General features: G+C 64.7%; 17 protein-coding genes, 3 tRNA genes and 1 pseudogene. 19 read left to right on the forward strand and 2 right to left on the reverse strand.

Translation table 11 applies throughout. The features are described 5' to 3' along the window. From AC07X4_RS18080 to AC07X4_RS18145, 14 genes and pseudogenes are all read left to right on the forward strand, one after another. Nucleotides 1-2473 (forward strand): annotated as a pseudogene (locus tag AC07X4_RS18080) (hypothetical protein); the annotation flags it as partial. After that, on the forward strand, nt 2470-3411 hold the full coding sequence (locus AC07X4_RS18085) for a hypothetical protein (protein ID WP_494740863.1): 942 nt from the start codon (nt 2470-2472) through the stop codon (nt 3409-3411). The pseudogene AC07X4_RS18080 and the gene AC07X4_RS18085, both read left to right, overlap by 4 nt. Beyond that, on the forward strand, nt 3411-3872 hold the full coding sequence (locus AC07X4_RS18090) for a hypothetical protein (protein ID WP_494740864.1): 462 nt from the start codon (nt 3411-3413) through the stop codon (nt 3870-3872). Before AC07X4_RS18085 ends, AC07X4_RS18090 begins: the two co-directional genes overlap by 1 nt. Next, nucleotides 3869-4258, forward strand: coding sequence for a hypothetical protein (locus tag AC07X4_RS18095; RefSeq protein WP_476498247.1), 390 nt, complete (start codon nt 3869-3871; stop codon nt 4256-4258). Before AC07X4_RS18090 ends, AC07X4_RS18095 begins: the two co-directional genes overlap by 4 nt. Beyond that, nucleotides 4258-4749: a hypothetical protein gene (locus AC07X4_RS18100; RefSeq protein WP_494740865.1), complete on the forward strand. Its 492-nt coding sequence runs from the start codon at nt 4258-4260 to the stop codon at nt 4747-4749. Before AC07X4_RS18095 ends, AC07X4_RS18100 begins: the two co-directional genes overlap by 1 nt. Continuing rightward, nucleotides 4746-5150, forward strand: coding sequence for a DUF4376 domain-containing protein (locus AC07X4_RS18105; protein ID WP_494740866.1), 405 nt, complete (start codon nt 4746-4748; stop codon nt 5148-5150). Before AC07X4_RS18100 ends, AC07X4_RS18105 begins: the two co-directional genes overlap by 4 nt. After that, nucleotides 5150-5617 carry a hypothetical protein gene (locus AC07X4_RS18110; RefSeq protein ID WP_494740867.1) on the forward strand — a complete coding sequence of 156 codons (468 nt, stop codon included), beginning with the start codon at nt 5150-5152 and terminating at the stop codon, nt 5615-5617. Before AC07X4_RS18105 ends, AC07X4_RS18110 begins: the two co-directional genes overlap by 1 nt. Then, on the forward strand, nt 5614-6306 hold the full coding sequence (locus AC07X4_RS18115) for a hypothetical protein (RefSeq protein WP_494740868.1): 693 nt from the start codon (nt 5614-5616) through the stop codon (nt 6304-6306). Before AC07X4_RS18110 ends, AC07X4_RS18115 begins: the two co-directional genes overlap by 4 nt. Continuing rightward, nucleotides 6299-6721: a hypothetical protein gene (locus tag AC07X4_RS18120; RefSeq protein WP_440597113.1), complete on the forward strand. Its 423-nt coding sequence runs from the start codon at nt 6299-6301 to the stop codon at nt 6719-6721. The genes AC07X4_RS18115 and AC07X4_RS18120 overlap by 8 nt, the downstream gene beginning before the upstream one ends. Further along, the gene (locus tag AC07X4_RS18125) at nt 6718-7017 is read left to right on the forward strand and encodes a hypothetical protein (RefSeq protein WP_440597114.1); all 300 of its coding nucleotides are present in this window, start codon (nt 6718-6720) and stop codon (nt 7015-7017) included. Before AC07X4_RS18120 ends, AC07X4_RS18125 begins: the two co-directional genes overlap by 4 nt. A gap of 3 nt (nt 7018-7020) precedes the next feature. After that, the gene (locus AC07X4_RS18130; RefSeq protein WP_494740869.1) at nt 7021-7479 is read left to right on the forward strand and encodes a D-Ala-D-Ala carboxypeptidase family metallohydrolase; all 459 of its coding nucleotides are present in this window, start codon (nt 7021-7023) and stop codon (nt 7477-7479) included. After that, a complete protein-coding gene (locus AC07X4_RS18135) occupies nt 7476-8018 on the forward strand; it encodes a hypothetical protein (RefSeq protein ID WP_494740870.1) in 543 nt (180 codons plus the stop codon). Before AC07X4_RS18130 ends, AC07X4_RS18135 begins: the two co-directional genes overlap by 4 nt. A 317-nt stretch (nt 8019-8335) precedes the next feature. Continuing rightward, nucleotides 8336-9130 (forward strand): DNA adenine methylase, encoded by a 795-nt coding sequence (locus AC07X4_RS18140; protein ID WP_494740871.1) that lies wholly within the window; start codon nt 8336-8338, stop codon nt 9128-9130. Between the two features lie 9 nt (nt 9131-9139). Continuing rightward, nucleotides 9140-9529: a hypothetical protein gene (locus AC07X4_RS18145; protein WP_494740872.1), complete on the forward strand. Its 390-nt coding sequence runs from the start codon at nt 9140-9142 to the stop codon at nt 9527-9529. Nucleotides 9530-9533: 4 nt separating this feature from the next. Here AC07X4_RS18145 and AC07X4_RS18150 read toward each other — a convergent pair whose 3' ends face one another. Continuing rightward, nucleotides 9534-9839, reverse strand: coding sequence for a hypothetical protein (locus AC07X4_RS18150; protein WP_494740873.1), 306 nt, complete (start codon nt 9837-9839; stop codon nt 9534-9536). A gap of 103 nt (nt 9840-9942) precedes the next feature. On the opposite strand from AC07X4_RS18150, the gene AC07X4_RS18155 reads away from it, so the two are divergent. From AC07X4_RS18155 to AC07X4_RS18175, 5 genes are all read left to right on the forward strand, one after another. Next, nucleotides 9943-10044 (forward strand) — tRNA-Cys (locus AC07X4_RS18155). Nucleotides 10045-10225: 181 nt separating this feature from the next. After that, nucleotides 10226-10301, forward strand: a tRNA-Gly gene (locus AC07X4_RS18160). A 153-nt stretch (nt 10302-10454) separates the two neighbouring features. Then, nucleotides 10455-10547 (forward strand) — tRNA-Leu (locus tag AC07X4_RS18165). Between the two features lie 13 nt (nt 10548-10560). Further along, nucleotides 10561-11193 (forward strand): DUF6806 family protein, encoded by a 633-nt coding sequence (locus AC07X4_RS18170; RefSeq protein ID WP_056064478.1) that lies wholly within the window; start codon nt 10561-10563, stop codon nt 11191-11193. Between the two features lie 152 nt (nt 11194-11345). After that, nucleotides 11346-11870 (forward strand): M48 metallopeptidase family protein, encoded by a 525-nt coding sequence (locus AC07X4_RS18175; RefSeq protein ID WP_494740874.1) that lies wholly within the window; start codon nt 11346-11348, stop codon nt 11868-11870. Nucleotides 11871-11957: 87 nt separating this feature from the next. On the opposite strand, the gene murI is transcribed toward AC07X4_RS18175, so the two are convergent. After that, entirely contained in the window at nt 11958-12848 is an 891-nt protein-coding gene (murI, locus tag AC07X4_RS18180; RefSeq protein WP_288851146.1) for a glutamate racemase, read from the reverse strand. Nucleotides 12849-12984: the final 136 nt, after the last annotated feature.

The following is a 12984-nucleotide window of genomic DNA, read 5'->3' on the forward strand; positions in this document are numbered from 1 at the left end:
GGGCGGTGGCGGCGGCGGGCTGGGCATGCTCAGCGGCCTGGGCAACATCGTGTCCAGCGGTTTCGACCTGATCACCAAGGGCGTGAGCAGCGCGGTAAACAACGCGTTCGGCAACTTCGCATCCAGCGACCTGGGCGTGCGCCTGGGCCTGAGCACCCCGGTGGACTACGGCACCGGCTACACCGCCAATGTGATGACGCCCATGGGCTCCAACATTGGCGCAGGCCTGGGCATGCTGGGCAACGGCCTGGCGGGCTACGGGATCAGCTCCATGCTGTCGGGCGGCTACAGCGTGGGCGGTGGCAACGCCGTGAACATCATCGCGGGCATCGCCAGTGCGTTCTTTGGCCCGCTCGCGGGCGTGGTGGGTGGCCTCATCAACCGCCTGTTCGGCCGCAAGCTGGCAGACGTGGGTATCGAGGGCACTTTCGGCGGCAAGACGGGCTTCGAGGGGCAGCAGTACGAGTTCTACAAGGGCGGTCTGTTCCGCTCGGACAAGACCAAGTACAGCGACCTGGACCCCGCGTTTGAGAAAGCGCTGGGCGACACCTTCAAGGGCATGCGCGCGCAGGTGGCCTACTTTGCCGACACGCTGGGCCTGAGCGCCGACAAGCTGGAGGGGTACACCAGCAAGATCAAGATCAGCACGCAAGGCCTCAACGCCGAGCAGATCCAGCAGAAGTTTCAGGAGGCGCTTGCCACTGCCAACAACGAATTGGCAGAGCAGGTGCTGGGCACCTGGACCACGACCAGCAAAGAAGTTACCCGCGTGGTGTACGACAACGTGGGTCGGGGTGCGGATGACTTCATGGCCTCATCCCGCGAGGTGACCGAGACCATCGAAGAGACCACCTACACCGCCAGCAAATACGCCAAGGAGGGCGAGAAGGCCATCGACACGCTCACCCGCCTGTCCACCAGCCTGACCACCGTCAACGGCATCTTTGACACGCTGGGCTACACGCTGCTGGAGGCCAGCCTGGACGGCGCCGACGCGGCCAGCAAGATCGCGGATGCGTTCGGCGGGCTCGACAAGATGGTGGCCGCCACCAGCAGCTACTTTCAGAACTTCTACAGCGAGGAAGAGCGCCGGGCGGTAGCCACGCGCCAGCTGGACGGTGAGTTTGCCAAGCTGGGCCTGACGGTGCCCAAGACCCGTGCGGAATACCGCCGCCTGGTCGAAGCACAAGACCTGAACACCGAGGCAGGCCGCAAGGCATACGCCATGCTGATCATGTTGTCGGGCTCGTTTGCCGAGCTGAACCAGACAGCCGAGGAAGCCGCAGCTACTGCCAAGGAAGCGCTCAAGACGCAGCTGGAAGCGGCCTACAGCACGCTGGAGCGTTCCGTCGCAGCCCAGCGCAAGGTGCTGGAGGCGCAGCGCGCAGCAGCGGCCGAGCTGGCTGGCCTGTGGGGCAAGGTGCAAGACATTGCATCGGGTGCCATGCGCGAGCTGCGGGGCGAGGTGGGCAGCACTGCTGCACAGCAGGCGGCGAAGGGCATGGTGTTCATCGAGAACGCCCTGCAGGGCGCTCTGATGGGCATCATCCCCAACGCTGACGACCTCACCAACGCGCTGACCGCTGCGCGTGGCGGGCTCACGGCCGACAACTACCTCACCCAGTTCGAGCTGGACCGCGACCGCCTGGTGCTTGCCGGGCAGATGGAGCAGCTGGCTGGGGTGGCAGGCAAGCAGAAGGGCATTGCCGAGCAATCGCTGGACGCGCTGGACCGCCAGATCAAGCAAGGCGAGGAAACGCTGGAGAAGTTCCGCGAGCTGATCGACATTGCCACCGGCCAGGTGAAAGCCACCCTGTCGGTCGATGAGGCCGTGCGGCAGATCATGGAGCTGCTGAAGCCAAAGACGCCGGCACCCGGTGGATCTGGTGGCAGCGGCAGTGCGGGCGGTCCGGGGTTTGGCCCTGGCATGCCTGGTACCGGTACATCTGCGGCGGATGCTAAGTACAAGCGGGTTCTCTCGCTGGGAACAGCAGGCGTCGGCTATGAGCCGGTGATTGATCAGCAGCAGATTGCCAAGCTCGACGCGCTGGCGCCCGTGTACCACCAGTTTGACGGCACAGGCGACCTCAAGGGGCTGCTGGAGGCGGTCAAGTCTGCGGGCGGCACGCTCAACGATCTGGCGCTGATCACCGGCTTTTTTGATGCCGACTGGGCAAAGGCGGCTGCATCGGTGGGGGTGCCCGCCTTCCGGCTCGGTGGTGATCACCGGGGCGGCTGGGCGATGGTGGGTGAAGACGGCCCCGAGCTGGCTTACCTGCCGCCTGCTCGGATCTACACCGCGTCCACCACGCGGCGCATGTTGGCAGACAGCGTGCAGAGCGGCACCACCAGCAGCCCTGCGGCGCCCGTGGTCAGCGCGGGCGAGTCCAAGGCAGAAGCCCTGCTGGCCCGTATGGCGCAGGTGCTGGAAGACTCATTTGAAGGCAACGCATTGAGGACGACACCCGCATGACAACCACCACTTACAGCGCTGTGAGTGTTTTGATGGCCGTCCCCATCACGGCCAGCATGCTGTCCGCAGGCACCACCATCGTAGAACCCGACCCCGCGTTGGGCGAAACGATGTGGGTGTCTGCGGGCACGTATGCCGTGGGGGCAGAGCGCATCAGCAACCATAAGGTGTATTCCTGCGTGCAGGCTCACAGCGGCCGCACGGCGCTGCCCGAGGCAGACCCGGACTACTGGCTCTTCAAACGCCCGAGCAACCTGTTTGCCCCGTTTGACTTCTACCGGTCCACGGCAGCAAAGGCCACGGGCAGTCTCACCTACAAGCTGCAGGTGCCGTTCTTCAGTGACGTGAAGATCTTCGGCGCCGTAGGCGACCAGGTGCAGATCATCGCGCGCGATGCCCCTGGGGGCGCCATCCTCAAGCAGTCCACGCAGGATCTGTGGGAGCAGGCCCTCGGCTTCTGGGAGCTGCTGTTCTCGCCCTTGGGGGTGCGCAGCACGGTGGAGCTGACGGGTATTCCCATCAGTCCTACCTCTGAACTCACCGTAACGGTGAGCGCTGGCCCCACGGCCGCCGTGGAGCTGGGCACCTTGATGGTGGGCGAGTGGCGCAGCCTCACCGGTGGCACGGGCGGCACCGAGTACGGCAGCGAGGCCGAGCCAAGGTCTTACAGCTACATCAAGTTTTACGACGACGGCACGTACGAGATCAAGCGCCGACCTGGCGCGACCGACCTCACCTTGTCGGCGGTGCTCGATGCCGACCAGGCCGAGTACACGGTGGGGCTGCTGCAGCAGGTGCTGGACGTGCCGGTGGCCATCTCGGCCACCGACGTGCCCGGCTACGGCTACCTCAGTGCCCTGGGCCTCATCAGCGGGCGGGTCAAACCAGTCAACAGCAAAGAAGCGCAGCTTGCTGCGCGTGTGAAAGGAATCATCTGATGAGTACGCTGGTAATCATCCCGCCCACTCCCGTGCCTGCGGTAACGCCGGTGCCACCGTTCCCGCCCCTGTCGGACCGCGTGCTGGGCACCTACAACACGAAGGCCTACGCCTTCGGCAACCACATGGGCACCTTGTTCATGCCCGAGTTGGTGGCCCTGTGCGGCAGTGCGTATTCCAACGCGCAGGCGGCCAACGTGGCGGCCACCATCGCCACCGCCATGGCAGCTGCATCGGCCTCGGCAGTGGGCGCTGACAAGTGGGTGATGGGCACCAACTACCCGGCCGATGTGACGGCCTGGAGTCCCCTCGACAAGCAGACCTACCGGCGCAATGCGCCCGGCGGCATCAGCAACGTGGACCCCTACATCGACAGCGGCAGCAGCCCCCCTGGCTGGACCCGCGTGAGTGGTGGCGATTCGCTGCCCCAGTTTCTTCTCTCGACCCAAGGAATCGTATGACCATCAACGCTCAAAACTACGCATCCACGCCCAATACCGCAGTCGCACAGGTGGGCGGCGCTGCCAATGCCAACCGCGACGGCACGGGCACCATCGTGACCGTGTTCACCGCAGGCGCCTCGGGATCGCGGGTTGACGACATCACGCTGACCGCCATCGTTACCACCACGGCGGGCATGGTGCGCCTGTTCCTGCACGACGGTGCGACCGCGAAGCTGTGGCGCGAAGTGATGGTCCCGGCCAACACCGTCAGCGCCACCAACCCGGCCTGGTCGGCGCTGCTCACCAACCTGGCGCTGGTGCTCAAAGCGGGCTGGAGCCTGCGCGCCAGCAGCGAAAAGGCCGAGCTGATCAACGTGTGCGTGACCCGCGCAGGGGACTTCTGATGAACGCGGGCCAGTTTCCATTGGGTGATGGCCGCACGCTGGGCGCCCGCCGTGTGGTGGGCGTGTCTGGGCGTGATCCCTCCGTCGGCCAGAACGTTGTCTATGCCCCTACCGTTTCTGCATTCTCGACCGCTGCAGGCTTGGTGGCTTACTCGGCGGCCATGTCTGCCGCAACCCGTACCCGCATCTATGCCGCCACGGGGCGCGGGGCTGTGAGGATCATGCTGGTGGAGGTGCCCTCTGGTGCGGCGAACTACAGAATTGAGGCCTTTGTAGACGGCATTCGCATCTACGACCGCGCCATCACCAACGGTGCTGGCGAAGCACAGGCGCAGGCCGTGGTGGGCTTCACAACCTACCCAAGTTCCGGCGCATTCAACAACCTCTTCCCGGACTATCTGCCGTTCGACGCCTCGTTCGAGGTTTACCTGACGATCACCCAGGCGGGGCAGACCGCCAAGTGGTGCTACCTGGTGGAGGCCCATCAATGATCACCGAAGTCATCGGCGGCGAGCCCGCCCCAACCCCGGCCAGCGACCTGCGCGCCTTGCTGTGGGAGCAGATCAAGACCTTGCGCGACCGCAAGACGCAGCTGGGCGGCTACCAGGTCGGCGCCCATTGGTTCCACAGCGACACCTTCTCGCGCACGCAGCAGATGGCGCTGGTGATGATGGGCGCGGGCATGCCCGCTGGCCTGCAGTGGAAAACCATGGGCGGCGAATTTGTGGAGATGACGCCCGCCCTGGCGCAGCAAGTGTTCACGGCTGCGGCCGTGCGCGATGCTGCCCTGTTTGCGCATGCCGAGGTGCTGCGCGGGCAGGTGGAGGCGGCAGAAGACCCGCTGGCCGTGGATCTGTCGGCCGGGTGGCCTGAGTCGTTCGGCGGTGTGTGATGCGCGCCGCCTTCTACAAGGCCACACGCCCCGGCGTGCAAGGCATCTACAGCCACGCTGTGCGCTGGGTGGACCGTGGCCCCTATAGCCATTGCGAGCTGGTGTTCACCGATGGCATGAGCGCCAGTGCCAGCTGGATGGATGGTGGTGTGCGCTTCAAGGGCATCGACTACGACCCGGACCACTGGGACCTCATCGAACTGCCCGACCACCTGGAGCCCGCTGCCCGCGCCTGGTTTGAGGCGCACGAGGGCGAGCCTTACGACCTGCCCGGCAACCTGCGCTTTGTGTGCTGGCTGGTGCGCGAGGCGCCCGAGGGCTGGTTTTGCAGCGAGGCCGAGGGCGCAGCGCTCGGCATCTTGGAGCCCTGGCGATTGGGCCCCAACGGGCTGGCGGCGCTGCTGCTCAGCATGTACCCACAGCAACCCGCTTCGGCGGGTTTTTTTACGCCTGAAGGAACCCCATGAACTACATCAAGCACCTGCGGGCGGCCGGTGTGCCAGATCACTACCACCCGGCCGCCATCGCCGCCCTGGAGGGCGCCCGCGAGCGCGCGCAGGGCCTCACCTGGGCAAAGTGGCGCGTGCGCCTGTTCAAGGCGGGCAAGATCGCCCGGCTGCTGCCCTGGACGGCCGAGCGCCTGGTGGATGTGCGACCCGACCTGGCCGACTGGGACATAGCGCCCATGGTCAACATCACAGCGCACGGCGACAACGTGCCTTGGGTGGAGACACCCGAGGGCGGGCGCCCCGCGCCAGGCCAGTGGCTGGACCCTGCAGACGCGCAGGCCGTGGCGGCCAACTACTGGCTGCCAGGCACACACCCGCGCAGCCCTGAGAGCCGCAAGGCCTGGTACCGCCGCAATGCGGGCGAGTACCGCGCCTGGCGCCTGGGCGTGCCGGTGGACGTGGCCACCGGCGTGCAGGTGTGGCGGGGCGGCGGCGTGACGGTGCACCACTGCGGCGACGCCTGGCAGCTGCAGGCCACCGAGCAGCTGGTGGGCCAGCTGCACCTGCAGATCCGCGTGGGCTACGAAATCAGCAACGTGTGGCACGAGCCATCGGGGCAGCAAGCTTGGTGGCCCATCGCGGGCCATGACCTGCGCGCGCCCGTCACCTGGTCCGTGCTGCCCGCTTGGGGGGCGCCGGATGCCTGAGCCCACCACCACGGCCGCTGGCGTGCTCACCGTGGCCACGGCCACGGCCACCAGCACCATGATCACGGCGTTTGGTGTGTCGCTGGGCCTGCGGGTCGATGTGCTGATAGCGGGCTTTGCTGGGGCGCTGGTGGCCATCATCCTGCTGAACGCAGTGCCGGGCAGCAGCGACACCTGGCGCGAGCTGCTGCGCACCACCGTGCGCCGCATGTTCGTGGCCTTCGCCAGCAGCCTGACAGCGGGCTATCTGGCGCCGCTGGCTTTGCTGGCTGCGCAGCTGCCCGACTCGCTGCTGCTGGGTGGCGCATTTGCCGTGGGTGGCGGGGCGCAGCAGGTGCTGGTGTTTTTCATCAAGCGCTTGAGCGGCCAGGCGCAGCCCGTGCCGCAGCCACCAGGGGGAGGGGCCACGCCATGACCTTCACTCTGTCTGCCATCACCGTGCTGGGCCTGGTGCACTGGCTGTCGGGCGTCATCGTCCTGGCCGAGGCCCTGAACAAGCTGGAGCGAACGGCGCCCTGCAGGCGTGGCCTTGCGCCGCGCGAGCGTGCTACCGAATGGCTCAAAGCCATCGCCTGGGCCTTGCTGGCCGTGGGCGGGGCCGGGGCCTTCATCACGCCACTACTACCGCTGGAGACACCCACGCTGCAGGATGCCTGCGTGCTGCTGGGCTTCGCGGTGCTCATCGTTCGTACACGCGTCAAGGAGGGCTAGCACATGCAGCTCACGCAACACTTCACCCTGGCCGAGCTGACGGCCAGCAGCAAGGCCCGCCAGCTCGGGCTGGACAACACGCCACCGCCCGAGATCGTGCCGCGCCTGGTGCTCACGGCCGAGATGCTGGAGCGCATCCGCAGCACGCTGGGCGTGCCCATCACCGTCACCAGCGGCTACCGAGGGCGCCAGCTCAACGCGGCCGTGGGCGGCGTGACCAGCAGCGACCACACCCAAGGCCACGCGGCCGACATCGTGGCGCCTGGCTACGGCACCCCGTACCAGATCGCCCGCAGCCTGGCGCCGCTGGTGTCGGTGCTGGGCATCGGCCAGCTGATCCTGGAGGGCGTGAAGGGCAAGCAGTGGGTGCACGTCAGCACCCGCGTGCCTGACAAGCCCGCCAACCGCGTGATCACCATCACCGACCAGGGCGCCCAGCTGGGCATTCAGGAGTTGCCATGATCCCCGGCCTCTACACCTACGCAGCCACCGCCCTGGTGGCCGCAGCCATCGCCGCCACCGGCGCCTGGCGCGTGCAGGAGTGGCGCTGGGGCGCCAAAGAGGCGCAGCGCATGGAGATCGATCGCCAGGCCGAAGAGGCCCGGCAGACCGACGCCAGGCAGCAGCGCCAGTTCAACGACACCGCCAGCGGCCGCCACGCGGCCACGGTGGCCACCCTATCCAACAAGCTGGGAGACGCCCGTGCGCAAATCGCTAACCTGTCTGCTGATCGCCAGTGCCTTGACGCTCGCACTGTCGGCATGCTCAACAACCTCGGCACCGCCTCTTCGCTCGGGCTACGAACCTCTGCCAGCGAACCTGCAGGTGCGTCCGCAGCCGTTGCCGCCCCTGAAACTGACCATACCCCCACCTCCGGCTACGCCAGTGAGCGGGATACGGCAGAGTGGATAGCCATTTGCGCCACGCGATACGGCGAGGTGGCCAGCCAGGTCAACCAAATCCTGGACATCGAGGAGCGCCGCCAGCAGGGGGGCAAGTGATGGTAGTGCACACGCATGCACACCAGGGCGCCCGCCCTGGCCCCGGCCGCAAGGCTATCAAACAGTTGAATGAGCGCCTGCGGCGAGAGCAGCGCGATGAGCAGCAGCGAGTGCTGGAGAAAGCGTTGCGTTACGCCATCCCGCGAAACGATGAGGGGCCACCGCCCCGCATCGACTGAAAAAAAGAACAAGGCGACCGCCCGGATGCTACGAACACCCGGACGGCCACCTGACCCACTGAAGTACCCAGTAAGTCAAGCCAAGGCCCTGCCCACCTGTACAGGCGGGGCGAGTGTAAACGACGAACCTGGAGCCCTATGGCAACCCCAATCATCCCGTGGCTCGGCGGCAAGCGCCGCCTGGCCGATATCCTGATCCCGCGCTTTCCGGCGCATAGCTGTTACGTCGAGGTCTTTGCTGGCGGCGCGGCGCTTTACTTCCTGCGCCCACCGGCCGAGGTCGAGGTTATCAACGACGTCAACGGTGAGCTGGTCAACCTGTATCGGGTGGTGAAGCACCACCTGGAGGAGTTCGTGCGCCAGTTCAAGTGGGCGCTGAGCAGCCGCGATGTGTTCAAGTGGCTGCAGGACACGCCGCCTGACACGATGACCGATGTGCAGCGCGCGGCCCGTTTCTTCTACCTGCAGCACCATGCCTTCGGCGGCAAGGTGCAGGGGCAGACCTGGGGCACTGCGACCACGGCGCCGCCGGTGAACCTGCTGCGGCTGGAGGAAACCCTGAGCGCCGCGCACCTGCGCCTGGCGAGCACCTACGTCGAGCGGCTGGACTGGAAGGAGTGCATACGCCGATACGACCGCCCCCACACGCTGTTTTACATGGACCCGCCTTACTGGCAAACCGAGGGCTATGGCGTGCCGTTTGCCTGGTCAGAATATGAAGCCATTGCCGAGCTGATGCGCGGCATCAAAGGCAAAGCGATCTTGAGCATCAATGACCACCCGGATATCCGCGCCTGCTTTGCGGGGTTGCAGATGGAGGAGGTGCCGATAAGCTACACCGTAGGGGGTGGGGCCAAGGCCGTGGATAGGATGGAGCTGATCATCTATAGCTACGACCAGGCCACCACACAGTCGGGTCTTTTTCAGTGGTGAGGGAGCGGTATGGCAGCAGGTGATTTCGGCCAGGCATTCATGCACATCTTTGTGAACAGCAAGGCGAGTGCGGGTAACCCCGGTTATGAGGCATGTTCGTTGGCCGTCCGGAGGGACTTCTTCCGAAGCGCTCAGCCAATTCTGTTGATTGCGCTGACCTCGGCCGGTGTGCTGTGGCTCACCGGCCGCATCGGGCCCGATCTTGAATTGCACTGGGGCAGGGTCTGCGCATCTTTGGGGGCGCTACTGGCTGGCTGGGCAACATGGTTTGCACTTGCCGACGGCAATAGCTCCTACAAAAGGCAACGCCCTGATGAGATAGCCAGATCCGGTGTGTTCCGGGCGCTCATGTGGCCCGGCATCCTGCTCTCGGTTGTGGGGGCGGCCTGGTGGCCGTGAGCCTCTAGACCGCCGCTGGCACCACCCACCAAGCCTGCTTTAGGTATCGGTGGTGCGCGTCAAAGTCCTTGCCCGTGACGCGCATACCGCCCTGTAGCACCCGCAGCTCTGCATTTTCGAGAGGCGGTAGCACTGCGGAGTGGTCGGACGCCCCTTCTTTGGGTAGCAGCAGGGCGTGGCGAAATGGCTCGCCGGTCTGTGGGCGCTTGAGCCGGTACACCAGCCAACCGGTTTGCCCGTTGGCCTTGGCCACATCGTTCTGCAGGCGGTTGCCCTGGCCGTCGTAGAGTCTATAAACCGTGCAGTACATGCGCCCATCCTCGAAACACTGTTAAAGCATACAGTTATTTTTCTTGGTGGGCTACGCAAAAACCGGCTTTGATCTGTGGCAGAATTCAGCCCAGACGCAAAGCGGTGCGGTTGATCGAGTGGTTATCGTCTAACTTGTTGATTTACAAGGCGGTCGATGGATTGCAAATCCGGTTAGTCCGGTTCGACTCCGGACCGCGCCTCCAGATATGGTCTGCAGCAGTGAAGCGATCAAAGCCTCTGGGCCGAGACGCCAGCAGGGATCGTGTCGATGGATGGTAGTTGGATGGAAATTTTTTGGCTTGCAATCGAATACGGCCAAAAATAGTTATATAATTTGAGGCTTGCTGATAAGCACTAACGGAAACGTTAGGGAAATCAGAAAATGCGGGAATAGCTCAGTTGGTAGAGCGCAACCTTGCCAAGGTTGAGGTCGAGAGTTCGAGACTCTTTTCCCGCTCCATATTTGAAAAGGGAAGCTTAGGCTTCCCTTTTTTCTTGGTGGTACGGAGCGTGCTGTTGTCAAACAGCGGTCCCGACCAGAGATGCGACAGGGCATTGCGCGCACGCGCTGCCCGGGTTACGCTGCAACGCAGGTATGCGCTCAGCAGCCGGCGCCCCGATGGTGAAATTGGTAGACACTGCGGACTTAAAATCCGCCGCTTTCCTGAAAAGGGGCGTGCCGGTTCGACCCCGGCTCGGGGCACCACTACGATTCAATCATGTCAAGTTACAACGCTCCCTTCGAAATCCACGTCCACGGACAGGTTCTCTTGCGTGCTGATGTCAGTTTTGACCAGCTCCAGGAGGCGCTCAAACCCCTGTGGAAGTACGCTGGAGCCCGTTCGCTGGCCGATGGCGCGGCCAGTGCTTATGAGGAAGAACCTGGCATCAAGTACGACGCGCAGGAGCACTTGCTGCAGATGTGCTGGACGGTACGGGGTGACGAGGATTTCCGCCAGTCGCTCGACGAGATGTGCATGAGCCTCAATGAGCTGGCGGAGCAAGGCGCGGCCATCGAGGTCACCTTCTACGACACCGACTTTGATGAAGACGAAGAAGAGCAGGGCGCCGAGTCGCGCGATGACTTCGTGATGCTTTTCGTCGGCCCCACGCCCGCTGCCATCATGCAGGTGCAGCGTGATCTGCTGGTGCAAGACGTGGTGAACATGATGGAGCGCCACTTTGATGGCGCCGAGTTAGGGGGCGTGGTCGCAGAGATCGACAAGCTGTTCAGCCAGCGTTTTGATGCCCTGGTGAACTCCCTGGAGATCGGCAAGCCCCCGCGTGGCCCCGGCGGCCCAGGTGGTGGTCACGGCGGTGGCGGTGGCCGTCGTCCGCGTCACTTGCACTGACTTGCGTGGGCGTGCTGCGCTGAGTGGTGGTGCGCGCCATTCCGCGCATCGCCCTCCGATATCTCCCAGGCATTGGGTCAATTCTCCGAACGCTTCGATGCCTCTGTGTGGTCGCGCCACTCCATGCCCTGCGCGTCGCTGCCTTGTTGCCCATGAGCACTGATCTTCCGTATCTGCGTTCTTACCCCGCTTCGTTGCAGGACCAGGCGCGCGATCTGCTGGCACAGGGAAAGCTCGGGGCGGTTCTGCAGCGCAAGTATCCGCAGGCGCACGCCGTGCGCAGCGACAGGGCGCTCTACGACTATGCGCAGGAGCTCAAGGCACGCTACCTGCGCAATGCGGGCACGGTCAACAAGGTGCTGTTCGACAACAAGATCCACGTGGTGCGCCACGCGCTGGGCTTGCACACGGCGGTGTCGCGTGTGCAGGGCAACCGGCTGGCGGCCAAGCATGAGATTCGTGTTGCCGCGATGTTCAAGCAGGCGCCCGAAGAGTTCCTGCGCATGATCGTTGTCCATGAGCTGGCCCACCTGCGCGAGAAGGACCACGACAAAGCCTTCTACCAGCTCTGCACCCACATGGAGCCGCAGTACCACCAGTACGAGTTCGACCTGCGCCTGTACCTCACCCATGTGGAGCAGGCAGGCACCCGGCTCTGGGGCAGCGACGCGTCCTGAAGACTCAGAGCCGTCACACCCAGTTGCTTCATAAATGATAGCAACTGGTACATATGGATCATGCACCAGAAGCAGATAGAGGCTGAATCAGGGAACTGAAACGCTCCGGCACTGGCTGGGGGGCAGGTCCAGCCACCGCTGGGCTGCTGCCTCCAGCATGGACACCGGGCCCGTGGTGAGCAATTGCACCGATGGGTTGCTCTGGAGGGGCGGCGGTTGATTGCCCGGGTTCGGTGGCTCGGGCACAGCGAGCAGACCTGCGGTCTCCAGCAGCCGCCGCGTCTGGCGCGCCACGGGTTCTCCAGTTTCAATGAACTGGACGTCAGGCCCCACCAGTGCGCGCAACTCGTGGGCCACAAAGATGTAGTGGGTGCAGCCCAGCACCAGGGTGTCCATCTGCCCGGGGCCTGTGCCAAAACTGCCCATCGCCTGAAGATAACGTTCGCACAGGCCCCCAGTCTCCGTGGCACCGACCGGACTGCCGGGGGCGGCGGGTGGCAGGGCCACGCTGCGCTCGATGGCGTGCGCCAGACCATCGCAGGGCTGCACTACAAAGTGGGCTTGATCGGCCAGTGAGGCCATGAGCTTGCCGAACTTGGCGCTGGTCAATGTGCCCCGGGTGCCGATGACACCCACATGCCCTGTTTTTGTCACTGCAAGAGCGGGCTTGACGGCCGGCTCCAGCCCCACGAGGGGCAACTCCGGGTGGCTGCTTCGCACCTCATGAATGGCAGCCGCAGTGGCTGTGTTACACGCCACCACCAGGGCCTTGATGTGGTGCTGCTCGCACAGGTACTGGGTGATGGCATGGGTGCGGGCGGCCACATAGGCGTCGCCACGCTCGCCGTAGGGGGCGTGGCCGCTGTCGGCCAGGTACACGAAGCGCTCGTGGGGCATGGAGGCCAGCAGGGCACGCAGCACGCTTAGTCCGCCAACGCCGCTGTCAAATACACCGATAGGAGAAGAGGCCGACTGCATCAGGGAGCCCATGGTTGGACAAAAGGCTGGATTGTAGGAAATGAGCGTATGTCTGTAGCGTGTGCACTGGGGGCGCTGCGCTGGGACAAGACCATGGATTTTGACAATGAGTCCGGTGCTGTGCCGCCACATACGT

This window comes from Acidovorax sp. GW460-11-11-14-LB4, assembly GCF_059423685.1.